General features: G+C 65.3%; 26 protein-coding genes and 2 pseudogenes. 15 read left to right on the top strand and 13 right to left on the bottom strand.

What is annotated here, in order from left to right; genetic code table 11:
- The 12 genes and pseudogenes from CAG31_RS22955 to CAG31_RS22900 all read left to right on the top strand — a co-directional run.
- Positions 1-187 (top strand): annotated as a pseudogene (locus tag CAG31_RS22955) (histidine ammonia-lyase); the annotation flags it as partial.
- Positions 188-287: 100 nt separating this feature from the next.
- A complete protein-coding gene (gene hutI, locus CAG31_RS22950; RefSeq protein ID WP_085585499.1) occupies positions 288-1,493 on the top strand; it encodes an imidazolonepropionase in 1,206 nt (401 codons plus the stop codon).
- Positions 1,494-1,503: 10 nt separating this feature from the next.
- Positions 1,504-2,307: an N-formylglutamate deformylase gene (gene hutG / locus CAG31_RS22945; protein WP_085585497.1), complete on the top strand. Its 804-nt coding sequence runs from the start codon at positions 1,504-1,506 to the stop codon at positions 2,305-2,307.
- A gap of 300 nt (positions 2,308-2,607) precedes the next feature.
- Positions 2,608-3,555, top strand: a complete 948-nt coding sequence (locus CAG31_RS22940) for a choline ABC transporter substrate-binding protein (RefSeq protein ID WP_085585495.1) — start codon at positions 2,608-2,610, stop codon at positions 3,553-3,555.
- Positions 3,556-3,622: 67 nt separating this feature from the next.
- Entirely contained in the window at positions 3,623-4,540 is a 918-nt protein-coding gene (locus CAG31_RS22935; RefSeq protein WP_085585493.1) for an alpha/beta hydrolase, read from the top strand.
- A gap of 104 nt (positions 4,541-4,644) precedes the next feature.
- A complete protein-coding gene (gene pip, locus CAG31_RS22930) occupies positions 4,645-5,616 on the top strand; it encodes a prolyl aminopeptidase (protein WP_085585491.1) in 972 nt (323 codons plus the stop codon).
- Positions 5,613-6,050 (top strand): D-aminoacyl-tRNA deacylase, encoded by a 438-nt coding sequence (gene dtd / locus CAG31_RS22925; RefSeq protein WP_085585489.1) that lies wholly within the window; start codon positions 5,613-5,615, stop codon positions 6,048-6,050. Before pip ends, dtd begins: the two co-directional genes overlap by 4 nt.
- A 306-nt stretch (positions 6,051-6,356) precedes the next feature.
- Positions 6,357-8,141 carry a glucan biosynthesis protein G gene (locus CAG31_RS22920; RefSeq protein WP_371856121.1) on the top strand — a complete coding sequence of 595 codons (1,785 nt, stop codon included), beginning with the start codon at positions 6,357-6,359 and terminating at the stop codon, positions 8,139-8,141.
- Positions 8,134-10,707, top strand: coding sequence for a glucans biosynthesis glucosyltransferase MdoH (gene mdoH, locus CAG31_RS22915; protein ID WP_085585487.1), 2,574 nt, complete (start codon positions 8,134-8,136; stop codon positions 10,705-10,707). Before CAG31_RS22920 ends, mdoH begins: the two co-directional genes overlap by 8 nt.
- A 220-nt stretch (positions 10,708-10,927) precedes the next feature.
- The gene (locus CAG31_RS22910) at positions 10,928-11,725 is read left to right on the top strand and encodes a transporter substrate-binding domain-containing protein (protein WP_085585485.1); all 798 of its coding nucleotides are present in this window, start codon (positions 10,928-10,930) and stop codon (positions 11,723-11,725) included.
- Positions 11,726-11,900: 175 nt separating this feature from the next.
- Entirely contained in the window at positions 11,901-12,860 is a 960-nt protein-coding gene (locus CAG31_RS22905) for an amino acid ABC transporter permease (RefSeq protein WP_085585483.1), read from the top strand.
- Positions 12,853-13,587 carry an amino acid ABC transporter ATP-binding protein gene (locus CAG31_RS22900; protein WP_085585481.1) on the top strand — a complete coding sequence of 245 codons (735 nt, stop codon included), beginning with the start codon at positions 12,853-12,855 and terminating at the stop codon, positions 13,585-13,587. The genes CAG31_RS22905 and CAG31_RS22900 overlap by 8 nt, the downstream gene beginning before the upstream one ends.
- 287 nt (positions 13,588-13,874) lie before the next feature.
- Here the strand turns inward: CAG31_RS22900 and CAG31_RS29090 are convergent, their stop codons facing one another.
- From CAG31_RS29090 to ubiE, 11 genes and pseudogenes are all read right to left on the bottom strand, one after another.
- Entirely contained in the window at positions 13,875-14,579 is a 705-nt protein-coding gene (locus tag CAG31_RS29090) for a methyl-accepting chemotaxis protein (protein ID WP_371856124.1), read from the bottom strand.
- Between the two features lie 210 nt (positions 14,580-14,789).
- Positions 14,790-15,674 (bottom strand): annotated as a pseudogene (locus CAG31_RS29085) (methyl-accepting chemotaxis protein); the annotation flags it as partial.
- 264 nt (positions 15,675-15,938) lie between these two features.
- Positions 15,939-16,646, bottom strand: coding sequence for a 16S rRNA (uracil(1498)-N(3))-methyltransferase (locus CAG31_RS22890; protein ID WP_085585477.1), 708 nt, complete (start codon positions 16,644-16,646; stop codon positions 15,939-15,941).
- Positions 16,643-17,431, bottom strand: a complete 789-nt coding sequence (gene tatC / locus CAG31_RS22885) for a twin-arginine translocase subunit TatC (protein WP_085585475.1) — start codon at positions 17,429-17,431, stop codon at positions 16,643-16,645. Before tatC ends, CAG31_RS22890 begins: the two co-directional genes overlap by 4 nt.
- On the bottom strand, positions 17,428-17,841 hold the full coding sequence (gene tatB, locus CAG31_RS22880; RefSeq protein ID WP_085585473.1) for a Sec-independent protein translocase protein TatB: 414 nt from the start codon (positions 17,839-17,841) through the stop codon (positions 17,428-17,430). Before tatB ends, tatC begins: the two co-directional genes overlap by 4 nt.
- 10 nt (positions 17,842-17,851) lie before the next feature.
- Positions 17,852-18,130 (bottom strand): twin-arginine translocase TatA/TatE family subunit, encoded by a 279-nt coding sequence (locus CAG31_RS22875; protein WP_085585471.1) that lies wholly within the window; start codon positions 18,128-18,130, stop codon positions 17,852-17,854.
- Positions 18,131-18,155: 25 nt separating this feature from the next.
- Positions 18,156-18,488, bottom strand: coding sequence for a phosphoribosyl-ATP diphosphatase (locus CAG31_RS22870; RefSeq protein ID WP_085585469.1), 333 nt, complete (start codon positions 18,486-18,488; stop codon positions 18,156-18,158).
- Positions 18,481-18,885 carry a phosphoribosyl-AMP cyclohydrolase gene (hisI, locus tag CAG31_RS22865; RefSeq protein WP_085585467.1) on the bottom strand — a complete coding sequence of 135 codons (405 nt, stop codon included), beginning with the start codon at positions 18,883-18,885 and terminating at the stop codon, positions 18,481-18,483. Before hisI ends, CAG31_RS22870 begins: the two co-directional genes overlap by 8 nt.
- Before the next feature lie 81 nt (positions 18,886-18,966).
- A complete protein-coding gene (gene ubiB / locus CAG31_RS22860) occupies positions 18,967-20,571 on the bottom strand; it encodes a ubiquinone biosynthesis regulatory protein kinase UbiB (RefSeq protein ID WP_085585465.1) in 1,605 nt (534 codons plus the stop codon).
- Positions 20,568-21,191: an SCP2 domain-containing protein gene (locus CAG31_RS22855; protein WP_085585463.1), complete on the bottom strand. Its 624-nt coding sequence runs from the start codon at positions 21,189-21,191 to the stop codon at positions 20,568-20,570. The genes ubiB and CAG31_RS22855 overlap by 4 nt, the downstream gene beginning before the upstream one ends.
- Positions 21,191-21,961 carry a bifunctional demethylmenaquinone methyltransferase/2-methoxy-6-polyprenyl-1,4-benzoquinol methylase UbiE gene (gene ubiE / locus CAG31_RS22850; protein WP_085585461.1) on the bottom strand — a complete coding sequence of 257 codons (771 nt, stop codon included), beginning with the start codon at positions 21,959-21,961 and terminating at the stop codon, positions 21,191-21,193. The genes CAG31_RS22855 and ubiE overlap by 1 nt, the downstream gene beginning before the upstream one ends.
- Positions 21,962-22,115: 154 nt before the next feature.
- On the opposite strand from ubiE, the gene CAG31_RS22845 reads away from it, so the two are divergent.
- The 3 genes from CAG31_RS22845 to CAG31_RS22835 all read left to right on the top strand — a co-directional run bounded on the left by CAG31_RS22845 (position 22,116) and on the right by CAG31_RS22835 (position 23,885).
- Positions 22,116-22,391: a polyhydroxyalkanoic acid system family protein gene (locus tag CAG31_RS22845; protein WP_085585459.1), complete on the top strand. Its 276-nt coding sequence runs from the start codon at positions 22,116-22,118 to the stop codon at positions 22,389-22,391.
- Between the two features lie 251 nt (positions 22,392-22,642).
- Entirely contained in the window at positions 22,643-23,065 is a 423-nt protein-coding gene (locus tag CAG31_RS22840) for a phasin family protein (RefSeq protein WP_085585457.1), read from the top strand.
- Positions 23,066-23,075: 10 nt separating this feature from the next.
- Entirely contained in the window at positions 23,076-23,885 is an 810-nt protein-coding gene (locus CAG31_RS22835; protein ID WP_085585455.1) for a phasin family protein, read from the top strand.
- A gap of 201 nt (positions 23,886-24,086) precedes the next feature.
- On the opposite strand, the gene CAG31_RS22830 is transcribed toward CAG31_RS22835, so the two are convergent.
- Both CAG31_RS22830 and phaC read right to left on the bottom strand, forming a co-directional pair.
- On the bottom strand, positions 24,087-24,707 hold the full coding sequence (locus tag CAG31_RS22830) for a TetR/AcrR family transcriptional regulator (protein WP_085585453.1): 621 nt from the start codon (positions 24,705-24,707) through the stop codon (positions 24,087-24,089).
- Positions 24,708-24,734: 27 nt separating this feature from the next.
- Positions 24,735-26,417 (bottom strand): class II poly(R)-hydroxyalkanoic acid synthase, encoded by a 1,683-nt coding sequence (phaC, locus tag CAG31_RS22825; RefSeq protein ID WP_085585451.1) that lies wholly within the window; start codon positions 26,415-26,417, stop codon positions 24,735-24,737.
- Between the last annotated feature and the right edge of the window lie 31 nt (positions 26,418-26,448).

Genomic DNA, 26,448 nt, shown 5'->3' with positions numbered 1-26,448 from the left:
GTTGGATCTGCGCGACGGCCTGAAGAGCTCGCCGGCGCTGGAGCAGGCCCGCGCGGCCCTGCGCGCCGAGGTGCCGTTCTACGAGAAGGACCGTTTCTTCGCGCCGGACATCGATGCGGCGACCGGGCTGCTGGCGTCGCGGTGCCTGAGCGCGTTGGTGCCGGCGAAGCTGCTGCCGAGCCTGTAAGGGCCTCATCGCTGGCAAGCCAGCTCCCACAGGTTCTGCGCAGTCCCCTGTGGGAGCTGGCTTGCCAGCGAAACGATTTTGAACAAGACGAGGACTTGGGATGAAAACCCTCTGGCAACACTGCCACGTCGCGACCATGGCGCAGGGCGCCTACTCGATCATCGAGGACGCGGCCATTGTGACGTCCGGTGCGCTCATCGAGTGGATCGGCCCGCGCCATCAATTGCCGGCGGGCGAATACCCGGCGGTCAACGACTTGCAGGGCGAGTGGGTCACCCCCGGCCTGATCGACTGCCACACCCACACCGTGTTCGGCGGCAACCGCAGCGGCGAGTTCGAGAAGCGCCTGCAAGGCGTCAGCTACGCCGAGATCGCCGCCCAGGGCGGCGGCATCGCCAGCACCGTGCGCGCCACTCGCGAGGCGTCCGAGGACGAACTGTTCGCCAGCGCCGCCAAGCGTCTGCGCAGCCTGATGCGCGACGGCGTGACCACGGTCGAAATGAAGTCCGGCTACGGCCTGGACCTGGCCAGCGAGCGCAAGATCCTGCGGGTCATCCGGCGCCTGGCCGACGAGCTGCCGGTCAGCGTGCGCAGCACCTGCCTGGCCGCCCATGCGTTGCCGCCGGAATACGCCGACCGTGCCGACGCCTACATCGATCACATCTGCGCCGAGATGCTGCCGGCGCTGGCCGCCGAAGGGCTGGTGGACGCCGTGGACGCGTTCTGCGAATACCTGGCCTTCTCGCCGGAGCAAGTCGAACGGGTCTTCGTCGTCGCGCAAAAACTCGGCCTGCCGGTGAAGCTGCACGCCGAACAGCTGTCGTCGCTGCACGGCTCCAGCCTGGCGGCGCGCTACCGCGCCCTGTCCGCCGATCACCTGGAATTCATGACCGAAGAGGACGCCATCGCCATGGCCGAAGCCGACACGGTCGCGGTATTGCTGCCGGGAGCGTTCTACTTCCTGCGCGAAACCCAGTTGCCGCCGATGGAGGCCCTGCGCAAGCACAAGGTGAAGATCGCCGTCGCCAGCGACCTCAACCCCGGCACCTCGCCGGCGCTGTCGCTGCGCCTGATGCTGAACATGGCCTGCACCTGTTTCCGCATGACCCCGGAAGAGGCCCTGGCCGGTGCGACGATCCATGCGGCCCAGGCACTGGGCATGGCCGCCACCCACGGCTCGCTGGAGGTCGGCAAGGTCGCGGACTTCGTCGCCTGGCAGATCGACCGGCCGGCGGACCTGGCCTACTGGCTGGGCGGCGAACTGGACAAACGCGTCGTGCGTCACGGCGTCGAATCAAGCCTGTAGGAGAGCGGTTGTGGATAAGGTTCTGAACTTCAAACAAGGCCGCGTGCCGCTGCTGATCAGCATGCCCCATGCCGGCGTGCGCCTGACGCCGGCGGTCGATGCCGGGCTGATCCCGGCGGCGAAAAGCCTGCCGGACACCGACTGGCACATCCCGCAGCTGTACGACTTCGCCCAAGAGCTGGGCGCCAGCACGTTGGCTGCCGAGTATTCGCGGTTCGTCATCGACCTCAACCGGCCGTCCGACGACAAGCCGCTGTATGCGGGGGCGACCACCGGTCTGTACCCGGCCACCCTGTTCGACGGCATCCCGTTGTTCCAGGAAGGGCTGGAGCCTTCGAAAGCGGAGCGTGCGACCTATCTGCAACAGATCTGGACGCCGTACCACCGCACCCTGCAGCAAGAGCTGGCGCGGCTGAAGGCCGAGTTCGGCTACGCGCTGCTGTTCGACGCACACTCGATCCGCTCGGTGATCCCGCACCTGTTCGACGGCAAGTTGCCGGACTTCAACCTCGGCACCTTCAACGGCGCCAGCTGCGATCCGCAGCTGGCCACGCAGCTGGAAGCCATCTGCGCCCGCCACGGCGACTACAGCCATGTGCTCAACGGTCGCTTCAAGGGCGGTCACATCACCCGTCACTACGGCAACCCGGACGAGCACATCCACGCCGTGCAGCTGGAGCTGGGCCAGTGCACCTACATGGAAGAGTTCGAACCGTTCCGCTACCGCGCCGACCTGGCGCAGCCGACGCGAGGGGTGCTCAAGGAACTGCTGCAAGGCCTGCTGGGCTGGGCGCAGGGCCGTTACGCAGCGTAACGGCTGATCCAAATCCTTGTGGGAGCGGGCCTGCTCGCGAAGGCGTCGTGTCAGACGACATCCTGGTTGAATGACACACCGCTTTCGCGAGCAGGCTCGCGCCTACAGTGTTCGGCGGGAGCCCTGTGGAAGCCAGCCTGCTGGCGATGGCGTCCGCCCAGGCACCGCAAGACAGTCGCCCCAGTGCAAATCCCGGTCGCCACAGGTCGCTTTTGCGTCCCGTCTGCTGCGTAATGTTTCGGCCACGGTGCATGAAGACACCGATCCGACAATAAAACCGCTGCCGCACGAGACGACCCCATGAAAAGACTGTTCACTCGTTGTGCGTTAATCCTCGCGAGCAGTGCCCTGCTCAGCGCCCCTGTCCTGGCCAATGACGACCCCTCCTGCAAAACCGTGCGCATGGGCGTGGTCAACTGGACCGACGTGATCGCCACCAGCGGCATGGCCGACGTGCTGCTCAACGGCCTGGGCTACGAAAGCAAGCAGACCAGCGCCGTGCAGCAGATCATCTTCGCGGGTATCCGCGACAAACGCCTCGACATCTTCCTGGGGTACTGGAAACCGGCGATGGACAACAACATCGCGCCGTTCCTGGCGGCCAAGCAGGTCAAGGTCATGGACAAGCCGAGCCTGGCCGATGCCCAGGCCACCCTGGCGGTGCCGGACTACGTCGCCGAGGCGGGCCTTAGAACCTTCGCCGACATCGCGAAATTCAAGGACCGGCTGGGCGGCAAGATCTACGGCATCGAACCCGGCAGCGGCGCCAACACCACGATCAAGACCATGATCGACACCGACCGCTTCGGCCTGAAGGACTTCAAGATCGTCGAGTCCGGCGAGGCCGGCATGCTCGCCGCCGTGCAGCGGGCGGTGAACCGCAAGGAATTCGTGGTGTTCGTCGGCTGGACCCCGCACCCGATGAACATCAACATGAAGATCACCTACCTGACCGGCAGCGAAGACGTCTACGGCCCCAACGAAGGCGCCGCGACCGTGTCGAGCGTGACGGCCCCGGACTACGCCGAGCGGTGCCCCAACGTCTACCGGCTGCTGGAGAACCTGACCTTCACCGCCGCTCAGGAAAGCCAGTTGATGGTGCCGATCATGGAGCGCAAGACACCCCAGGAAGTGGCGAAGAAGTGGCTGCGCGAACATCCCGAGGACTTGCAGCGCTGGCTGGCGGGGGTCAGCAGCTTCGACGGCAAGGACGGCGTGGCCACGGTGCAGGCCAGCCTGAAGCAGTGACACTGCCTTGTGGCGAGGGAGCAAGCTGCCTCGCCACTCCCAACTGACGCCATCGGATCGAAATGACATGGTTCCCTATCCGCTTTCCGCCGAAATGGCCGCATTCGTCGCCGAAACCCTGAGCCATACCGCAGAGGACTCCAGCCTGACCGGACTGCGCAAGGCCTACGACAGCATGTGCCGGGCGTTCACCCCGGCCCGTCCGCAAGGGCTGGCGGTGGAGGACTTTACGCTGAACGGCGTGCCGGTCAGGTCCTACCTGCCGCCCCGCGCGCCGCCGGCTGAGGGCTGGCCGTGCGTGCTGTACCTGCACGGCGGCGGGTGGGTGGTCGGCGGCCTGGATTCCCACGACTTCATCTGCTTCGAACTGGCGATGCAGCTGGAAGCGAGGGTGGTGGCGGTGGACTACCGGTTGGCGCCGGAGCATCCGTTCCCCGCCGGGTTCGACGATTGCCTGAGCGTCTGGCGCGGCTTGCGCGGTGCCGGGCTGGCACTGGATCCGCAGCGCCTGCTGGTGGCCGGCGACAGCGCCGGCGGCAACCTCGCCGCCGCGTTGTGCCTGGCCCTGCGCGATGCCGGCGAGCCGCTGCCGGTGGCCCAGGTGCTGATCTATCCGGGGCTCGGCGGCGATGACCGGTTGCCGTCGCGCAGCGAATGCGCCGATGCGCCGCTGCTCACAGCCAGCGACGTCGATTGCTACCACACGCTGTACCTGCGCGGCAGCCGTCAACCCGACGCTTACGCCATGCCGCTGCTGGCGCAGGACCTCGGCCGCTTGCCGCCGGCCTGGATCGCCGTGGCCGAGTTCGATCCGCTGCGCGACGATGGCGTGCGCTACGCCGAGCGGCTGGCCGCTGACGGCGGCGAGGCCGACCTCTACTATGGCGAAGGGCTGGTGCACGGTTGCCTGCGCGGCCGTGGGCGGGTGCCCGAGGTGGACCGTCTGTACGACAGCCTGCTGAGGTTCATGGCTGACAAATTGTGACTGCGAGCGGGCATGCTCATTGACGTGAATCGGGTTTATGATGCCGGACGGCAGAATAATAGAAGTCCCCCCAGGGATGACCTCGACCCCTTACGGAGCGCGCAATGCAGACTTTGTTTCCGCAGATCAAACCCCATGCCCGGCACGATCTGGCCGTCGATGGAACCCACACGCTGTACGTCGATGAAAGCGGCTCGCCCGAAGGCCTGCCGGTGGTGTTCATCCACGGCGGCCCCGGCGCCGGTTGCGACGCCCAGAGCCGCCGCTACTTCGACCCGAACCTGTACCGCATCGTCACCTTCGACCAGCGCGGCTGCGGACGCTCCACCCCTCACGCCAGCCTGGAGAACAACACCACCTGGGATCTGGTCGAGGACCTGGAGCGCATCCGCAAGCACCTGGGCATCGACAAGTGGGTGCTGTTCGGCGGCTCCTGGGGCTCGACCCTGGCGCTGGCCTACGCCCAGACCCATCCGGAGCGGGTGCACGGGCTGATCCTGCGCGGGATCTTCCTCTGCCGTCCGCAGGAGATCGAGTGGTTCTACCAGGCCGGCGCCAGCCGCCTGTTCCCCGACTACTGGCAGGACTACATCGCGCCGATCCCGCCGGAGGAGCGCGACGACCTGCTCGGCGCCTTCCACAAGCGCCTGACCGGCAACGACCAGATCGCCCAGATGCACGCCGCCAAGGCCTGGTCGATCTGGGAAGGGCGCACCGCGACCCTGCGGCCGAACCCGCTGGTGGTCGACCGCTTCTCCGAGCCGCAGCGCGCGCTGTCCATCGCCCGGATCGAATGCCACTACTTCACCAACAACGCCTTCCTCGAACCGAACCAGCTGATTCGCGACATGGGCAAGATCGCCCACCTGCCGGGCGTGATCATCCATGGCCGCTACGACGTGATCTGCCCGCTGGACAACGCCTGGGAACTGCACCAGGCCTGGCCGAACAGCGAACTGCAGGTGATCCGCGACGCCGGCCACGCCGCGTCGGAACCGGGCATCACCGATGCGCTGGTGCGTGCCGCGAGCAAGATGGCGCGCCGCCTGCTCGATCTGCCGCCCGAAGAAGCATGAAGGGGCTGCTGCAGCGCGTGAAGGGCGCGCGGGTCGACGTGGCGGGGGAGACGGTCGGCTCGATCGACCAGGGGCTGCTGGTGCTGGTGGCGGTCGAACCCGACGACACGCGGGCCAGCGCCGACAAACTTCTGCATAAGCTGCTTAACTATCGGGTATTCAGTGACGCCGAGGGCAAGATGAACCTGTCCTTGGCGGATGTGGGCGGCGGGCTGCTGCTGGTCTCTCAGTTCACCCTCGCCGCCGACACCCGAAGCGGGTTGCGCCCGAGTTTCTCGACCGCGGCCCCTCCGGCCCTGGGCGAGGAGCTGTTCGACTATCTATTGGGCAAAGCGAAACAGGTGCATGGCACTGTGGCATCAGGTAGATTCGGCGCGGATATGCAGGTGCACCTGGTCAACGATGGCCCGGTCACGTTTCTGTTACAGACATGAAAGCCCTTGAAACATCATTTCAAGGGCTTTTCGACTGAAAACAGGGAATTTTCGCGATAAATACTTTGTTGCCCCTGATGCGTTGTCACGCGGGCTACTAGATAATCGCGCGCTATGGGGATCAGCGTTCGTTGATCCATTTTGACTTAGGTAGAGACTTGGACGGATCCGATTGGGGAATCATTTTGCCCCAGCGGAGTCGGAACAATGCTCGCCAACCTGGCACATAGATAGCTGGCCGTTGGTTTTTTGATCTGTTTTCGGCGAGGGTTGCTCGTGATTGTTAGTCCCTGTAATGCAGCAAGAATGTCTGCCAAACGCATGCGAAGCGCGCTGGTAGCGGGCTCGGCGCTCCTGTGCCTGCTCAGCGCCGGCCAGCTTTGGGCGTTCAATCTGGACGATGTGTCCGCCAAGGCTAAAGAGCTGGCCGGGCAGAAGTTCGAAGCCCCGCGCAGCAACCTGCCGACCGAGTTCCGCGAAATGAAGTTCGCGGACTACCAGAAGATCCGTTTCCGCACCGAAAAGGCTGAGTGGGCCGACCAGAAGACGCCGTTCAAACTGTCCTTCTACCATCAGGGCATGCACTTCGATACGCCGGTGAAAATCAACGAAATCACCGCGAACACCGTCGAAGAGATCAAGTACGACCCGTCCCGCTTCGATTTCGGCGACCTGCAGTTCGATCCGAAGGCCACCGAGCAGCTGGGCTATGCCGGCTTCCGCGTGCTGTACCCGATCAACAAGGCCGACAAGCAAGACGAAATCATGACCATGCTGGGCGCGAGCTACTTCCGCGTCGTCGGCAAGGGCCACACCTACGGCCTGTCGGCCCGTGGCCTGGCCATCGACACCGCCCTGCCGTCGGGCGAAGAGTTCCCGCGCTTTCGCGAGTTCTGGATCCAGCAACCGAAGCCGGGCGACAAGCACCTGGTGATCTTCGCCCTGCTGGACTCGCCGCGCGCCACCGGCGCCTACCGCCTGATCCTGCGTCCGGGCAGCGACACCATCGTCGACGTCAAGGCGCAGATGTTCCTGCGCGACAAGGTCGGCAAGCTCGGCATCGCGCCGCTGACCAGCATGTTCCTGTTCGGCGCCAACCAGCCGTCGAAGGTGCTCAACTACCGTCGTGAGCTGCACGACTCCAGCGGCCTGTCGATCCACGCCGGCAACGGCGAGTGGATCTGGCGTCCGCTGAACAACCCGAAACACCTGGCCGTGAGCAATTTCAGCGTCGAGAACCCGCGCGGTTTCGGCCTGCTGCAGCGTGGCCGCGACTTCAGCCACTACGAAGACCTCGACGACCGCTACGACAAGCGCCCGAGCGCCTGGATCGAGCCGAAGGGCGAGTGGGGCAAGGGCACCGTCGACCTGGTGGAGATTCCGACCGCCGACGAGACCAACGACAACATCGTTGCGTTCTGGAGCCCGGAGAAGATGCCGGAGCCGGGCCAGCCGCTGGACTTCGCCTACCGCATGCACTGGACCATCGACGAAGCCGCGCTGCACGCGCCGGACAGCGCCTGGGTCAACCAGACCCTGCGTTCCACCGGCGACGTGAAGCAGTCCAACCTGATCCGTCAGCCGGACGGCAGCGTCGCCTACCTGGTGGACTTCGAAGGCCCGTCCCTGTCGGCGCTGTCGCCGGACGCGGACGTGCGCAGCCAGGTCAGCGTCGGCGACAACGCCGAACTGGTCGAGAACAGCGTGCGCTACAACCCTGAGACCAAGGGCTGGCGCCTGACCCTGCGCCTGAAGATCAAGGACGCAAGCAAGTCCACCGAGATGCGTGCCGCCCTGGTGCAGCACGTGGTGCCGGCGGACCTGGCCAAGACTTCGGTGCCGGCGTCGAACTCGTCCGTCGCCAAGGCCGACAAGGTCGCCGCCAAGCAACAGGAAAAAGCCGACAAGGAAGCCAAGGCAGCGGAGGCTAAGCAAGCCGACGCCAAGCCTGCGGCAGATGCCAAGGAAAAGGCCAACAAAGACGCCAAGCAGCCAGCGGCTGCCGAAGCGGCCCCAGCCACACCGGAATCGGCCCCGACTGAAGAAGTCCTGACCGAGACCTGGAGCTATCAGTTGCCTGCCGATGAGTAACTCTCAAGTACAGCCGGAAACTCTGTCCGAGTATCTGGCGCATCTGCCGATGACCGACGAGCAGCGCGCGGAACTCGCGGGCTGCCGGTCCTTCAGCGAACTGCATGAACGCCTGTCCTCCAGCACGTTCGGTGCCCCTGCCGAAGCCGCCCAGGCTTCGGTGGGCCAGCGCCTGGCCCTGAGCACCGCCGAAGAGCTGCAGGACGCGGAAATGCTGGCGCTCGACGCCAGCGGCCGCGTCTGCCTCAAGGCCGCGCCGCCGATCCGGCGCACCAAGGTCGTGCCGGAGCCATGGCGCACCAACATCCTGGTGCGCGGCTGGCGGCGCCTGACCGGGCGCACCAACCCGCCGCAGCCGCCGAAGGACCAGAACGTGCTGCCGGCGGCCCGCTGGCGCACCGTCGGGTCGATCCGCCGCTACATCCTGCTGCTGCTGATGCTGGGCCAGACCGTCGTCGCCGGCTGGTACATGAAAGGCATCATGCCGTACCAGGGCTGGTCGTTCGTCGACCTGGAAGAGGTCCTGCACCAGCCGCTGCTGCAGACCGCCACGCAAGTGCTGCCGTATGCGCTGCAGACCAGCATCCTGATCATGTTCGGGATCCTGTTCTGCTGGGTGTCGGCCGGTTTCTGGACCGCGCTGATGGGCTTCCTGGAACTGCTCACCGGTCACGACAAGTACCGGATCTCCGGCAAGAGCGCCGGCAACGAGCCGATTCCCAAGGACGCCCGCACCGCACTGGTGATGCCGATCTGCAACGAAGACGTGCCGCGGGTGTTCGCCGGCCTGCGGGCGACGTTCGAGTCGGTCGCCGCCACCGGTGATCTGGACCGCTTCGACTTCTTCGTCCTCAGCGACAGCAACGACACCGACATCTGCGTGGCCGAGCAGCAGGCCTGGCTGGACGTCTGCCGCGAAGCCAAAGGCTTCGGCAAAATCTTCTACCGCCGCCGCCGTCGCCGCGTGAAGCGCAAGAGCGGCAACCTCGACGACTTCTGCCGTCGCTGGGGCGGCGACTACAAGTACATGGTCGTGCTGGACGCCGACTCGGTGATGAGCGGCGAGTGCCTGACCAGCCTGGTGCGTCTGATGGAAGCCACGCCGGACGCCGGGATCATCCAGACCGCGCCGCGGGCTTCGGGCATGGACACCCTCTATGCGCGCATGCAGCAGTTCGCCACCCGCGTGTACGGCCCGCTGTTCACCGCCGGCCTGCACTTCTGGCAGTTGGGCGAATCCCACTACTGGGGCCACAACGCGATCATCCGGATGAAGCCGTTCATCGACCACTGCGCCCTGGCGCCGTTGCCGGGCAAGGGCGCGTTCTCCGGTGCGATCCTGTCCCACGACTTCGTCGAAGCGGCGCTGATGCGCCGGGCCGGCTGGGGCGTGTGGATCGCCTACGACCTGCCGGGCAGCTACGAAGAGCTGCCGCCGAACCTGCTCGACGAGCTCAAGCGCGACCGTCGCTGGTGCCACGGCAACCTGATGAACTTCCGCCTGTTCCTGGTCAAGGGCATGCACCCGGTGCACCGCGCGGTGTTCCTCACCGGCGTGATGTCGTACCTGTCGGCGCCGCTGTGGTTCTTCTTCCTGGTGCTGTCCACCGCGCTGCTGGCGGTGAACACGCTGATGGAGCCGCAGTACTTCCTCGAACCGCGCCAGCTCTACCCGCTGTGGCCGCAGTGGCACCCGGACAAGGCCATCGCCCTGTTCTCGACCACCATCGTGCTGTTGTTCCTGCCCAAGCTCTTGAGCATCATCCTGATCTGGGCCAAGGGTGCCAAGGAGTTCGGCGGCAAGTTCAAGGTGACCGTGTCGATGCTGCTGGAGATGCTGTTCTCCATGCTGCTGGCGCCGGTGCGGATGATCTTCCACACCCGCTTCGTCCTCGCCGCGTTCCTGGGCTGGGCCGCGACCTGGAACTCGCCGCAGCGTGACGACGACTCCACGCCGTGGAGCGAAGCGGTCAAGCGCCACGGCCCGCAGACGCTGCTGGGCTTCTTCTGGGCGCTGCTGGTGATCTGGCTGAACCCGAGCTTCCTGTGGTGGCTGGTGCCGATCGTCGGTTCCCTGATGCTGTCGATCCCGGTGTCGGTGATCTCCAGCCGCGTGGGCCTGGGCCTCAAGTCCCGCGACGAGAGCCTGTTCCTCATCCCTGAGGAATACAATCCGCCGCAGGCGCTGCTGGCCACCGACCAGTACACCCACGAGAACCGCTGGCATGCGCTGAACGACGGTTTCGTCCGCGCCGTGGTCGACCCGCAGCAGAACGCCCTGGCGTGCTCGCTGGCGACGTCCCGTCACGGTCAGGCCGAGCCGATCGAGTGGCTGCGCCAGGAGCGCGTGCGCCATGCGGTCAAGGTCGGCCCCGCCGGGCTGAACAACCACGACCGCCTGCAACTGCTGAGCGACCCGGTGGCCCTGGCCCGCCTGCACGAGCAGGTCTGGAGCGAAGGCCTGGGCGACTGGCTGGACGCCTGGCGGGCGTCGATGAAAGCCGACCCGCACGCGCCGTTGCTGCCGTTGCGGCCGCCGGTCAGCCTGCAGGCCCAGCCGGCCTGACGAAAGCCCCGCCTCCTGGCGGGGCTTTTTTGTTTGCGCTGCCCGCCTGTCCTTCAGGGCGCGGTGGGAAACCGCTGTCGATTGTTAAACAAATCGTCCATTAACCCTTGTGCAATCGAGCGAGTGCGTTAGCATCCGTCCCCGAATTGGCGCGCCCGGGCGTTCTTGCCTGCTTCTGTCGTTTTCGCGCCGCACATGCAATGGTTTTGGGGACTTGAAGATGAAGAAGTATCTGTCGATGCTGCTGGTCGGCGTCACGGCACTGGTTGCGGTCAATGCGGCGCAGGCCGGCGCCATCGACGACGCGGTCAAGCGCGGTTCGTTGAAGGTCGGCATGGACCCGACCTACATGCCGTTCGAGATGACCAACAAGCGCGGCGAGATCATCGGCTTCGAAGTCGACATCCTCAAGGCCATGACCAAGGCCATGGGCGTCAAGCTGGAGCTGGTGTCCACCGGCTACGACGGGATCATCCCGGCGCTGATGACCGACAAGTTCGACATGATCGGCAGCGGCATGACCCTGACCCAGGAACGCAACCTGCGCCTGAACTTCAGCGAACCGTTCATCGTGGTCGGCCAGACCCTGCTGATCCGCAAGGAGCTGGAAGGCACCGTCAAGTCCTACAAGGACCTGAACACCGCCGACTACCGCATCACCTCCAAGCTCGGCACCACCGGCGAGCTGGTGGCCAAGAAGCTGATCGCCAAGGCCAAGTACCACGGCTACGACAACGAGCAGGAAGCCGTGCTCGACGTGGTCAACGGCAAGGCCGACGCCTTCATCTACGACGCGCCGTACAACGTGGTGGCGGTGAACAAGGTCGGCGCCGGCAAGCTGGTGTTCCTCGACAAGCCGTTCACCTACGAGCCGCTGGCCTTCGGCCTGAAGAAGGGCGACTACGACAGCATCAACTTCATCAACAACTTCCTGCACCAGATCCACGAAGACGGCACCTACGATCGCATCCATGACAAGTGGTTCAAGAGCACCGAGTGGCTCAAGGACATGGAATAAGCCCGTTCTGATGGCGACGGGTCATTAAGGCCGAGTCGCTCCGATCGCGGGCAAGCCCGCTCCCACAGGTTTCGCGTCGAACACAACATTTGTGTTCACCCAATTCCCTGTGGGAGCGGGCTTGCCCGCGATAGCGGCCTCCCAAGCGACACAGATTTCGGAACCTGCAAATCCAATGAAACAGAAAAAAGCCCAATGGCCCTGGCACATCCTGACCGTGCTGGTGCTGATCGGCCTGGCCGGTGCGCTGTACTACGCGACGTCGCTGATGTCCTACGAGTGGCGCTGGAACCGCGTGCCGCAGTACTTCGCCTATCAGGCCGAGGAAACCCACCGTGCCGCCGACATCTCCACCGTCAGCGAACTGGTGCGCAAGGGCGGCAGCGCCGAGGTCACCCTGCGCAACGACGCCGGTGACGAGCAGCGCCTGACCGTCGACGAGAACAGCCTGCAGTTCGCCCAGGGCGATGATGTCGCCGAAGGCGACGTGGTGGGCGTCACCCGCCATTGGGCAGCAGGGCCGCTGCTGTGGGGGCTTTGGACGACGCTGTGGCTGTCGGTTGTGTCCGGCGTGCTGGGCCTGCTGATCGGCCTGGCGACGGGGCTGTGCCGCCTCTCGAACAACCCGACCCTGCGCGACCTTTCGACGATCTACGTCGAGCTGGTGCGCGGCACGCCGCTGCTGGTGCAGATCTTCATCTTCTACTTCTTCATCGGCACGGTGATGAACCTGTCCCGGGAGTTCGCCGGGATCGCCGCGTTGTCGCTGTTCACCGGCGCCTACGTGGCCGAGATCATCCGCTCCGGCGTGCAGTCGATCGCCCGCGGCCAGAACGAGGCCGCCCGCTCGCTGGGCCTGAGCGCCGGCCAGTCGATGCGCCATGTGGTGCTGCCGCAGGCGTTCAAGCGCGTGCTGCCGCCGCTGGCCGGGCAGTTCATCAGCCTGGTGAAGGACACCTCGCTGGTGTCGGTGATCGCCATCACCGAACTGCTCAAGAGCGGCCGGGAAGTCATCACCACCTCGTTCTCGCCGTTCGAGATCCTGTTCTGCGTCGCCGGCCTGTACCTGTTGATCAACCTGCCGCTGTCGAAAATCGCCAGCCGGCTCGAGCGGAGGCTCGCGCAAAGTGATTGAAGTCCGCGATCTGGTAAAAGTCTTCGACACCCGCGGCCAGGTGGTGCGTGCGGTGGACAACGTCAGCACCGCCGTCGCCAAGGGCGAAGTGCTGGTGGTGATCGGCCCGTCCGGTTCGGGCAAGTCGACCTTCCTGCGCTGCCTCAACGGCCTGGAGCAGTTCGACTCAGGCTCGGTGAGCATCGACGGCCTGCAACTGGCCGACCCCAAGACCGACATCAACGCCTACCGCCGCGAAGTCGGCATGGTGTTCCAGCATTTCAACCTGTTCCCGCACATGACCGTGCTGGAGAACCTGTGCCTGGCGCAGAAGATCGTGCGCAAGCGCGGGCAGAAAGAAAGCGAGGCCAAGGCCCTGGCGCTGCTGGAGAAGGTCGGCATCGCCCAGAAGGCCCGCGAGTACCCGTCGCGCCTGTCCGGCGGCCAGCAGCAGCGCGTGGCCATCGCCCGGGCGCTGGCGATGGATCCGAAGGTGATGCTGTTCGACGAGCCGACCTCGGCCCTCGACCCGGAAATGGTCGGCGAAGTGCTGGATGTGATGAAAAACCTGGCCGTGGAGGGCATGACCATGGTCTGCGTCACCCACGAAATGGGCTTCGCCCGGGAAGTGGCGGATCGCGTGCTGTTCTTCGATCACGGCAAGCTGCTGGAGGACGCTTCGCCGGAGCAGTTCTTCGCGGCGCCGAAGGATCCGCGTGCGCAGGCCTTCCTGCGTCAGGTCCTCTAACGGCGGCGTCCTTTCGGACGCCATCGCTGGCAAGCCAGCTCCACAGGTTTTCGGTCGACCATAAAGTCTGTGTTCAACTCGGTCACTGTGGGAGGATCCGCGGGCGCAGGCCTTCCTGCGTCAGGTGCTCTAGCGGCGGCGTCCTCTTGGACGCCATCGCTGGCAAGCCAGCTCCCACAGGTTTTCGGTCGACTATAAAGTCTGTGTTCAACTCGGTCACTGTGGGAGCTGGCTTGCCAGCGATGGCATCACCTCGGTCCGCAGTGAACCGAGGTCTATGCATCAGCTCAAACCTTGAACCGCCCCACCAGCGTCTGCAGGTGGGTGCCCAGGCGCGCCAGCTCGACGCTGGAGGCCGCCGTCTCTTCGCTGGCCGCCGAGGTCTGATCCGACACGTCCCGCACGTTCAGCACGCTGCGGTTGATCTCTTCGGCCACGGCGCTCTGCTGCTCGGCCGCCGCCGCGATCTGCTGGTTCATCGCCTGGATCGCCGACACGGTGCGGGTGATGCTGTCCAGCGAGCCGCCGGCGCGGCGGGTCAGTTCCACGCTGCTGTCGGTCAGGGTGCGGCTGTTGTCCATGATCGTCGCCACTTGCTGGGTGCCGTTCTGCAGGCCGACGATCAGCTCTTCGATCTCTTCGGTGGATTTCTGGGTGCGCTGGGCCAGGCTGCGCACTTCGTCCGCCACCACCGCGAAGCCGCGGCCGGCCTCGCCGGCGCGGGCCGCTTCGATGGCGGCGTTGAGGGCCAGCAGGTTGGTCTGCTGGGCCACGGACTTGATCACGTCGAGCACGCTGCCGATCTTGTCGCTTTCGCGCTTGAGCTCGCCCATGGCCTCGGTGGAATGCCCCACCTCGGCGGCCAGGCGCTCGATCTGGGCGATGGCCTCGCCGACCACCTTGTCGCCTTCGCGGGCCTGCTGATCAGCGGCCACGGCGGCCTCGGAGGCTTCCTCGGCGTTGCGCGCGACTTCCTGCACGGTGGCGGCCATTTCGTTCATGGCGGTGGCCACCTGGTCGGTCTCGACCTTTTGATTGTTCACCCCGGCGCTGGTCTGCTCAGTCACGGCCGACAGTTCTTCGGCGGCGCTGGCGATCTGGGTGACGCCGTCGCTGATGCCGCCGATCAGTTCGCGCAGGCCCTGGTTCATGCTCTGCATCGAGCGCTGCAGCTGGCCCAGCTCGTCGCGGCGCTGGGACACCAGGTTATGGGTGAGGTCGCCGGCGGCCACGCGCTCGGCGACCTTGAGGGTCTGGTTCAGCGGGATGATGATCTGCCGGGTGATCGCCCAGGCGGCCAGCAGGCCGAAGGCCACGGCCAGCAGGGTGGCGATCAGCAGTTGGTTCTTGGCGGCGGCGGCGTCGGTGTCGCGCACGAGGGTCTGCGACTCGGTGAGCTTCTTGCTGACGTCGAGCAGGATGTCGCCCTGGGCCGCCATGCGCGCCAGCGCCTTGGCGCTGGCCACCTGGGAGTCGCGGAACTGGCTGACCGCCGCGCGGTAGGCCTTGAGCGATTCGGTGGCCTGCTGCAGGTTGGCGATGTGCTGTTCCGGCAGTTTGGCCGGCAGGCTTTCGAGGTTCTTCAGGGCGTTGTCGATGGCGTCCAATGCCGGCTGCTCGGCTTCGGCCTTGCCGCTGTAGGTGTAGCCGCGCACCTGGAAGCGCGCCTGCTGGATCAGCTTGCTGAGCTCGATCACCGCGTTGAATTGGGCGACGCTGTCGCCCTGCAGCATCGATTTTTCGACTTCGGCCACCCGGGCCACGGCGTTGTCGGCGGTGGCGCCGAGCTTGCCGCGGGCGTCTTCGCGCAGGGCGGTGGCTTGGGTCATGTCGGCGAAGGCGCGCTTGTACTCGGCCACGGCGGCCAGCTGCTGGTCGATCATCGCCACGTCGGCCGGTTGCTCGATCAGTCCGCGGGCGGTCTGCAGGCCGCTGTCGAGCTTGCCGAGCAGGTCGTTGACGGCGCCGGGGCCTTGTTCGCCGCGGCGCATCTCATAGTCCAGGCGGGCCAGGCGCAGGTCCTTGGTCAGCTCGTTCAGGCTGGAGATGAAGCCGAGCTTGTCGCCCCGGCTGATGATGCCGCTCATGCCGGTCCAGCCGGTCACGGTGATCAGCAAGGTCAGCAGCAGCACCAGGCCGAAGCCGATGCCCAGCTTGCGTTTGACGCTGACGTTTCCAAGATTCTCGGCTAACCAACGGTACATGCGACGACTCCCCTCGGACCACTAATTGGACTTATGGAGAGTGTATCGGCGGCGTGATGGCATTCTGTAACGCGATTTGTCCGCAGCGAGGGATCCTGGGGTGAGGGCGCTTGTTCCCTCACCACGGGCTTGAGCGGTTTGCGGCCGTCAGAACAGCCGGGCGAGCAGCGCGGTGACGGCGGTTTCGACCCGCAGGATGCGGTCGCCCAGCTGCACCGGTTGCAGCCCGGCCTTGTTCAGCAGGTCGATTTCGTAGGGGATCCAGCCGCCTTCCGGGCCGATGGCCAGGGTGACCGGCTCGCTGAGCGCGCGGGGGCAGGGCGGGAAATCGCCTGGATGGCCCACCAGGCCGAGGGTGCCGTCGGCGATCGCCGGTAGCCGATCCTCGACGAACGGCTTGAAGCGCTTTTCGATGATGACCTGCGGCAACACGGTGTCCCGGGCCTGTTCGAGGCCCAGGATCAATTGTTCGCGGATCGCGTCGGGTTCCAGGAACGGGGTCTGCCAGAAGCTTTTCTCGACCCGGTAGCTGTTGACCAGGATCACCTTGGGCACGCCCATGGTCGCCACGGTCTGGAACACCCGGCGCAGCATCTTCGGCCGGGGCAGGGCCAGCACCAGGGTCAGCGGCAGCTTGGCCGGCGGCGGTTGGTTGAGGCTGATCTGCAGCTCCGCCTCATTGGCGTCCAGGCGCAGCACCTGCGCCGAGCCCATCAGCCCGCCAACGCGCCCCACCCGCAGGCTGTCGCCGACTTCCGAACGGTGGACCTCCTGCATGTGGGTCAGGCGGCGGTCGCGCAGCACGACGCGGTCGGCCGCAATGAAATCGGCCTCTTCGAGCAGCAGCAGGTTCATGGCTGGGTCGCTGGCGGCTGGTCGTTGTGGTCGTCGGCGGTCTCGTCCGGGCGTTCGCGCTTGCTCACCAGGCTGCCGAACAGGATGCCGACCTCGAACAGCATCCACATCGGCACGGCCAACAGGGTCTGGGAGAAGATGTCCGGCGGGGTGAGGATCATGCCGACCACGAAGCAGCCGATGATCACGTACGGGCGGATCTTCTTCAGGTACTTGACGTCGACCACGCCGATCCACACCAGCAGCACCACGGCCACCGGGATCTCGAACGCCACGCCGAAGGCGAAGAACAGCGTCATGACGAAGTCGAGGTAGCTGGTGATGTCGGTCATCATCTCGACGCCGGCCGGGGTGGCCGAGGCGAAGAACTTGAAGATCAGCGGGAACACGAAGAAGTAGGCGAACGCCATGCCGGTGTAGAACAGCAGGATGCTGGAGATCAGCAGCGGCACCGCGACGCGTTTCTCATGCTTGTACAGGCCCGGCGCGATGAAGCCCCAGATCTGGTGCAGGATCACCGGGATCGCCAGGAACAGCGAGACCATCATCGTCAGCTTCAGGGGCGTCAGGAACGGCGACGACACGTCGGTGGCGATCATCGTCGCGCCGGCCGGCAGGTACTGGCGCAGCGGCGTCGAGACGAAGGTGTAGATCTGCTGGGTGAAGGCGAACAGCCCGGCGAAGATGATGAAGATCGCCGCGACGCAACGCAGCAGACGGGTGCGCAACTCGGTGAGGTGCGAAACCAGCGGCATGTGCTGGTCGTTTTCGGGGAGATCGCTCATGGGGCTCGCGGTGGCAATGTCGGGTCGTGAGGGGCCGGCGCGGTCGGCGCGGCAGCTGGGGCAACGGGTTCGGCCGGCGCTGGCGCGGGGGCCGCAGGTGCCGGCGCCGCAGGGCTGTGGATCGTCTGCCCGCCCACGTGCTCGACCGGCGTCGGTTCCTGCTGGACCGGCGTGAGGATCTTGCGAGCCTCCTGCTCCAGGGACAGGATGTGCTCGTTGTGCAGTTGCCGGCGGATTTCGTCGGCACCGATCTCACGTTCAACTTCCTGTTTGATCGCGTTGAAGCTGCGCTTCAGGCGCCCGACCCACAGGCCGGCGGTGCGCGCAGCGCCCGGCAGGCGCTCGGGGCCCAGCACCAGCAGGGCGACGAGGCCGACGAGCAGCAGTTCAGAGAAGCTGATACCAAACATTAGTCAGTGCTCACACGTCTTTGCGGATCGGCTCTTCGACCTTCTGCGCCTGCACGTCGATGGTGTGCGGCGGGTTGGCCTGGGCGGTGGCTTGCGGCTGCACCGGCGGCACCGGTTGGGCAGGCGCGGCGCCCGGGTCGGCCGGTTTCTCGTCGTCGTTCATGGCCTTGCGAAAGCCCTTGATCGATTCGCCGACGTCGGTGCCCAGGTTCTTCAGTTTCTTGGTGCCGAACACCAGCACCACGACCACCAGAATGACGATCCAGTGTTTCCAGTCAAAAATGCCCATCTTGCAGCTCCTCTCTAATTGGTTTTCAGGCGGACGGACGCGAGGCTTTCTCGGCGTGTCCGGACAGGCCGAAGCGACGGTCCAGCTCATCCAGCACGGCCTGCGGATGCTGCCCCAGCTGGGCGAGCATGACCAGGCTGTGGAACCACAGGTCGGCGGTCTCGTAGATCACGTCGCTGCAGTCGCCGCTGACGGCGGCGTCCTTGGCGGCGATGATGGTCTCCACCGACTCTTCGCCGACCTTCTCCAGAATCTTGTTCAGGCCCTTGTGGTACAGGCTGGCGACATACGAGGTGTCGGCGGCCGCGCCCTTGCGCTCTTCGAGCACCTGGGCGAGGCGGGTCAGGGTGTCACTCATGTGTGTGTCCTGCGGCGGAATAGATGGCGTGCGGGTCTTTCAGGACCGGGTCGACCGTTTTCCAGTCGCCGTTCTCGAAGACGCGGTAGAAGCAGCTCTGACGGCCGGTATGGCAGGCGATGTCGCCGATCTGCTCGACCATCAGGATGATCACGTCGGCGTCGCAGTCCAGGCGCATCTCGTGCAGGGTCTGCACATGGCCGGACTCCTCTCCCTTGCGCCACAGCTTGCCACGGGAACGTGACCAGTAGATTGCACGGTTTTCCGCGGCGGTCAGCTCGAGCGCCTCGCGGTTCATCCAGGCCATCATCAGCACGCGTCCGGTCTTGTGATCCTGGGCGATCGCCGGCACCAGGCCATCGGCGTCCCACTTGATCTCGTCCAGCCAGTTTTTCATCTTCGACTCCGACAGCGAACCCCACGCTTCATTGGTCGGGTTCAGGCGTTCGAACAGTGTGCCAGCCGATCGCGGAACTGGCTATCGGCGAACGACCAGATACAAGCCCACTGCCACCATGATCCCGGCGGGCCATTGCCCCAGTTCGTGCAGCGGACCGCCGGCGGCGAGGATCGTGCCGCCCGCCAGGTGGGCGCTGCCGAGCAGGCGCAGGAACCAGTCGTCCTTGCGCTTTTTCCAGGGCGGCGGCGGGTCGCTGGCGTGGGGCTGGGACAGGCGCTCGAGCAGGTCGCGGGCCATGTTGGCCAGGTGCGGCAGCTGTTCGAACTGGCTCTGCACGTTGCCGATCAAGGCCTTGGGGCTCACGCGCTCGCGCATCCAGCGTTCGAGGAACGGCTGGGCGGTGTTCCACAGATCCAGCTCTGGATACAGCTGACGACCCAGGCCTTCGATGTTCAGCAGGGTCTTCTGCAGCAGCACCAGTTGCGGCTGGACTTCCATGTTGAAGCGCCGCGCCGTCTGGAACAGGCGCATCAGCACCTGGCCAAATGAAATATCTTTTAACGGTTTTTCGAAGATCGGTTCGCACACGGTGCGGATCGCCGCTTCGAATTCGTTGAGCTTGGTTTCCGCCGGCACCCAGCCCGAATCGATGTGCAGCTGCGCCACGCGGCGGTAGTCGCGCTTGAAGAAGGCGAACAGGTTGCGGGCCAGGTAGTCCTGGTCCTGCGGGGTCAGGCTGCCGACGATGCCGCAGTCGATGGCGATGTACTGCGGGCTCCATGGGTTGACCGTGCTGACGAAGATGTTGCCCGGGTGCATGTCGGCGTGGAAGAAGCTGTCGCGGAACACTTGGGTGAAGAAGATCTCCACGCCGCGTTCGGCGAGCATCTTCATGTCGGTGCGCTGGTCGGCCAGGGTCGCCAGGTCCGTCACCTGGATGCCGTAGATGCGCTCCATCACCAGCACCTTCGGCCGGCACCAGTCCCAATAGACCTGCGGCACATAGAGCAGCGGCGAACCGTCGAAGTTGCGCTTGAGCTGGCTGGCGTTGGCCGCCTCGCGCAGCAGGTCGAGTTCGTCGTAGATGGTCTTTTCGTAGTCGCTGACCACGTCCACCGGGTGCAGCAGGCGGGCATCGGCCGAGACCTTCTCGGCGGCGCGGGCGAGGATGAACAGCCACGCCAGATCCTGGGCGATCACCGGCTTGAGGCCCGGACGGATCACCTTGACCACCACCTCTTCGCCGGTCTTGAGCTGGGCGGCATGCACCTGCGCCACCGAGGCGGAGGCCAGCGGCTCGACGTCGAAGCGGCTGAACACCTCGTCGATCCTCTTGCCCAACTGCTCTTCGATCAGCCGCACCGACAGTTGCGAGTCGAACGGCGGCACCCGGTCCTGCAGCAGCATCAGTTCGTCGGCGATGTCTTCCGGCAGCAGGTCGCGGCGGGTCGAGAGGATCTGCCCGAACTTGATGAAGATCGGCCCCAGGTCCTGCAGCGCCAGGCGCAGGCGCGCGCCCCGGCTCAGCGCCAGCGGCTTGCGCGGGAACCAGCGCCACGGCAGCACATAGCGCAGGCCCAGCAGGAACCACGGCAACGGGAGTTCGAACAGCAGGTCATCGAGTCGGTAGCGGATCACGACGCGCTGGATGCGCAACAGACGGCGGACGGCAAGCAGCTTCATGCGTTATCGCTTGGGTCGAGGGATCGGGAAAGGCGCTCGAAACGCGCCTCGAGACGTTCCAGATCAAGCTTGATCCGGTCCAGTTCGCGGAACCGGGCTTCGGCTTCGCGCTGCCCGACGAGGGTGCGCGATTCTTCGGCCAGGTATTCGGCGAGGTTCTGGTTGAGGCTGGCGAAGCCTTGCCGGTACCAGCGGGCGCGGCTGCGCAGGTGGCCGCCGACCAGTTGCGTGGCGACGGGGCCGAGCCAGCGCGAGAGTTCGTACTCCCAGTCCAGCTCCAGGTCCTGCAGGATGCCCGCCAGTTCCAGCAGCACGCCGCTGTCGCCGTCGAGCTCGACCTCCGGCGCGTGCAGCACCGCGGTCTTGTCCTTGCTCAGGGCCAGCTTCACCAGGCTCGACGCCGGCGCACGCAGGGTGCAGTCGACGCCGGTCTCCCAGCGCGAGGCCAGCATCAGGCCTTCGTCGCTGGGCAGGATGAACAGTTGCAGCGCCGGGCTTGCGCAGTCGACGGCGATGACTTTGCCGGTCAGGTGCGCCAGGCGCGGCAGCGCGGTGCTGTCGAGACGCAGCACCCGGTTCAGGCCGGTTTCGACGCTGGCCAGCAGCCCGGTCAGCAGCATCAGGGCTTGATGCCGCGGTGCAGGGCGACGATGCCCGAGGTCATGTTGTGATAGGTCACGCGGTCGAAGCCGGCCTCGACCATCATCGACTTCAGGGTTTCCTGGTCCGGGTGCATGCGGATCGACTCGGCCAGGTAACGGTAGCTTTCCGCGTCGTTGGTGATCAGCTTGCCCATCAGCGGCATGAAGGCGAACGAGTAGGCGTCGTAGGCCTTGGACATCAGCGCGTTGGTCGGCTTGGAGAACTCCAGCACCAGCAGGCGGCCGCCGGGCTTGAGCACGCGCAGCATCGAGCGCAGGGCGTCTTCCTTGTGGGTCACGTTGCGCAGGCCGAAGGCGATGGTCACGCAGTCGAAGTGGTTGTCCGGGAACGGCAGCTTTTCGGCGTCGGCCTGGACGAACTCGACGTTGCCCGACACGCCCACGTCCAGCAGGCGGTCGCGGCCGACCTTGAGCATGGACTCGTTGATGTCGGCGAGCACCACCTGGCCGGTCGGGCCGACGAGGTGCGAGAACTTCTTGGTCAGGTCGCCGGTGCCGCCGGCGATGTCCAGCACGCGGTTGCCGCTGCGCACGCCCGACAGCTCGATCGCGAAGCGCTTCCACAGGCGATGCATGCCGCCCGACAGGAGGTCGTTCATCAGGTCGTACTTGGCGGCCACGGAGTGGAACACCTCAGCGACCTTTTCGGCCTTCTGGCTTTCCGGGACGTTCTTGAAGCCGAAGTGGGTGGTGGGTTCGGCATCGCTGCCTTTGCGCTGATCAGTCATATCGCTGTCACCAAAAGAGAATGCGCGACATTCTAATCCCCAAGCCATGCTTTGTCTTGGAATGGCTCAAGGTAAGATGGGCGACCCTCGGGACGATTTGCCGCAGCCGCGGTCAGGATCTGCCGACAAGCCTTCATCAATCAGGAGTCATCCGATGGCCCGAATCAGTGTTGAACGTGCCCATAGCCTGGGCAAGGACGCCGCCCGCGAGAAAGCCGACAAGCTGGCGCAGAAACTCTCCGACCAATACGGCCTGGAGCCGCAGTGGTCGGGGGACACCCTGAACCTCAAGCGCTCCGGCGTGAAGGGCGAGGTGCATGTGGCGGAGGATTCGATCCGCGTCGACGTGGAGCTGGGCATGGTGATGTCGGCCATGAGCGGCATGATCAAGGCCGAGATCGAGAAGGCGCTGGACAAGGCGCTGGCCTGATCCCGACCTTTGCGGTGAACGGATAATCCTGTGGGAGCGGGCTTGCCCGCGAAGAGGCCGGTGCATCCGCAAGATTTCTTGTGGCAGGAACATGGTCTTCGCGGGCAAGCCCGCTCCCACAGGTACCGTGTCACGTTCACCTGCTTTATGTCAGTTGTTAGGGTGCCGTTTCTAATTTTTCTCCCTACTTTGTGCCTGAGCCCGACACTCGTCCGGGCAGTTCCTCAAACCTTCTGCGCGTGAGGTGCACCATGGCCAAAGTCATTTTGAAGAAAAAAATCGACGCTTCGACTTCCGCTCTGAGCGACGTCAAATCCTATGCCCGCAAGATCTGGCTGGCAGGCCTGGGTGCCTACGCCAAGGTCGGCCAAGAGGGCAGCGACTACTTTCAAGAGCTGATCAAGGCCGGTCAAGCGGTTGAAAAGAAAGGCAAAAAAGCCGTCGCCGAAAAACTCGAAGCGGCCAACGCCGAGATCGATGAGGCCAAGGGCGAAGTCAGCACCTTCAAGGGCCGGGTCGAAGTGCAGCTCGACAAGGTCGAGAAGGCGTTCGACACACGCGTCGCCAGTGCCTTGAATCGCATCGGCATTCCGTCTAAACATGACGTTGAGGCACTCTCTGCTAAGCTCGATGAGCTGACGGCATTGCTCGAACGCGTCGCGCGTAAATCTTAAGGAGAACGGGATGGCTGGCAAAAAGAACACCGATAAAGAAGGCAGCTCGTGGATCGGGAAGGTCGAAGACTACTCCCGCAAGATCTGGCTGGCAGGCCTGGGCGTGTACTCGAAGATCGACACTGACGGCAGCAAGCTCTTCGAGTCACTGGTCAAAGACGGCGAAAAGGCCGAGAAGCTCACCAAGTCGGCGGTCGGCAAGAAAGTCGACGCCGCCAAGGATTCCGCTTCCTCGGCAAAATCGCGCATCAGCGGCGTGAAAGACCGCGCGCTGGGCAAGTGGGACGAACTGGAAGAGGCTTTCGACAAGCGCCTGAACAGCGCGATTTCGCGCCTGGGCGTGCCGAGCCGCAATGAGGTCAAGGCCCTGCACAGCAAGGTCGAGACCCTGACCAAGCAGATCGAGAAACTCACCGGTCTGAAAACCCAGCCTGTGGCCAAGACCGCAGCGGCCAAGCCGGCTGCGAAGCCTGCCGCCAAACCACTGGCCAAGGCTGCCGCCAAACCGGCCGCCAAGCCTGCGGCGAAAACCGCAGCGGCCAAACCGGCTGCGAAAGCGGCGGCCAAACCCGCTGCCAAGCCTGCCGCAAAACCTGCGGCGAAAACCGCTGCCGCCAAGCCAGCCGCCAAACCGGCTGCCGCGAAGAAACCGGCAGTGAAAAAACCGGCCGCACCGAAAGCTGCAGCGCCGAAACCGGCCGCCGCCAAGCCTGCGACCCCGGCCGCTCCGGTCAGCGCGTCGAACTCCGCCGCCGCTCCGGCATCCGCCGTGACCCCGACTGCCGCACCGACCCCGTCGGCGCCGTCCAGTCAGTCCTGATCCTCAGGGCCCAAGAAAACGCCCGGCCTGTGAAGGCCGGGCGTTTTTGTTTGTGGTCCTGTCTATCCAGAACGCTGCCTTACCCTTTTGATCCTGCCCGGCAGCGCCCTTGCCGACGCCATCGCCAGCAGGCTGGCTCCCACAGTGTCATGTGGCATCACCGGCCCCAGCAGGCTCGCTCCCACAAGGGAGATGCAATGGTCACTCGTGCTCTTCGAGGTACTGCAGCGCGAAGCGCTCCGTCGCCGCCTTGATCGGCGGCAGCAGGTGCGGCGCCACCAGCATCATGATCTGGTACACCACCAGCCGCACCTCGCCCTCGCGGTCGAGGATCCGCTGGTAGTCCAGGGAAAACAGCAAGGTCAGGGTGATCTGCTCCACCAGTTGCCCCAGGGCCTGGGTGTCGCTGACCAGCAGCCCCTGCGCCTTCAGGCGCGCCAGCAAGGACGCCAGCGTGCGCTTGAGGACATTGAGCAGGTTGCGGATGCCCTTGGCCAGCTTCGGCAGGCGTCCGGACAGGTTCGACAGGTCCTGGAACAGGAACCGGTAGAGCGCCAGGCGCTCGACGATCAGGTGCAGGAACAGCCAGTAGTCCTCCGGTGCCAGCTCGACGTCGGCGGGCGGGTCGAGCAACGGCGCCAGTTCGCCCTGAAAGCGTTCGAACAGCCCGAGGATCAGCGGCTCCTTGCCGTGGAAGTGGTAGTAGAGGTTGCCGGGGCTGATCCCCATCTCGTTGGCAACCTCCATGGTGGAGACGTTCGGCTCGCCCTTTTCGTTGAACAGCTGCAGGGCACATTCGAGAATCCGGTCGCGGGTTTTCATCCAGTCTTCTTAAAAGGTTTCGGGGCGTCAGCGCACGCGCACGTAGGTGCCGGGTGCCGCTTCCATCGTTGGGTAGTCGGGGCTGCCGAGGGTCATCTGGGTCTCGCGCTGGGCGCCGGAGCGCTGCTGGATCCACTCCAGCCACTGCGTCCACCAGCTGCCGTCGACCTTTTTCGCGTCGTAGTACCAGGCGCGGGGGTCGCCGCTCAGCTTGCCGTTCTCGACGTAGTTGGCCTTCGGGTTGCCCGGCGGGTTGAGGATGCTCTGCACGTGACCGCTGTTGGACAGCACGAAGCGCCGCTCGCCGCCCAGCAGCAGGGTCGAGCGGTACACCGCGTCCCACGGCGTGATGTGGTCGTTCATGCCGGCCACGTTGAAGCTGTCGACCGTGACCTTCTGCAGGTCGATCGGCGTGCCGCACACCTCCAGGCCGCCGGGGTGGGTCAGCGGGTTGTGCTTGAAGAAGTCCAGCAGGTCGCCGTGGAACGCCGCCGGCAGGCGGGTGCTGTCGTTGTTCCAGTAGAGGATGTCGAACGGCGGCGGCGCCTTGCCCAACAGGTAGTTGTTGACGAAGTAGTTCCAGATCAGGTCGTTGGGGCGCATCCAGGCGAACACCTTGGCCATGTCGCGGCCGTCGAGCACGCCCCGCTGGTAGGAACGGCGCTTGGCCGCCTCGAGGGTCTGCTCGTCGGCGAACAGCGTCGCCGGCGTGTCGAACTGGCTGTCGAGCAGGCTCACCAGGTAAGTGGCGCTGGAGACCCGGCGCAGCTGCCGCTTGGCCTGCAGGTGGCCTTGCAGCGCGGCGATGGTGAGGCCGCCGGCGCAGGCGCCCATCAGGTTGACGTCGCGGGCGCCGGTGATCGAGCGGCAGACGTTCATCGCTTCCTCCACCGCCTCGACGTAGGTCGACAGGCCCCATTCGCGGTGGCGCACGTCCGGGTTGCGCCAGCTGATCATGAAGGTCTGCAGGCCGTTCTTGAGGGCGAACTGGACGAAGCTGTTGTGCGGGCTCAGGTCGAAGATGTAGTACTTGTTGATCTGCGGCGGCACCACCAGCAGCGGCTTGGCGTACTGTTTCTCGCTCATCGGCCGGTACTGGATGAGCTCCAGCATCTCGTTGCGAAACACCACGGAGCCGGTGGTGGTGGCGACAGTCTTGCCGATCTCGAACGCCTGCTTCGACACTTGGCGCGGCAGGCCGTCGTTGTGCAGCAGGTCGTCGATCAGGTGGCCCAGGCCCCGTACCAGGCTCTGCCCGCCGGAGTTGAACAGCTCCTTGACCGCCAGCGGATTGAGCAGGGTGTTGGAGGGCGCCACGGCGTCGTTGAGCAGGCTGAAGGCGAACTGCGCGCGGGCGCGGTCGTCTTCGCTCATGCTGCTCTCGTCGATCCAGCTCTTGACCTGTTTCTGCCAGCTCAGATAGGCCTGAAGACTGCGCCGGTAGAACGGATTGAGGCTCCAGGCCGGATCGCTGAAGCGGGTGTCCTGCGCGTTGATCGGGTGCAGGGTCTCACCGAGCAGGACGCGGCCCAGCTGGCTTCCTAGCCTCAAGGCATGGCGTGCGCTGTGGATCGGGTTGCGCAGGCCATGGGCCGCGACGCTGCGCAGGGTCGAGATCAGATCCCGGCCGCGCAGCCCGGTCATCGCGCTTTGTGCATTGATGAACACGGCGGGGCTGGGCACCACGCCGGTCGCTGGTTTGTCGCGCATGAGTCAACACTCCTTCGTCTTCAGGCCAAAC

This window comes from Pseudomonas sp. R25(2017), from assembly GCF_002112565.1.
GTDB lineage: Bacteria > Pseudomonadota > Gammaproteobacteria > Pseudomonadales > Pseudomonadaceae > Aquipseudomonas > Aquipseudomonas ekonensis.
This window is presented reverse-complemented; position numbering and strand designations above follow the sequence as displayed.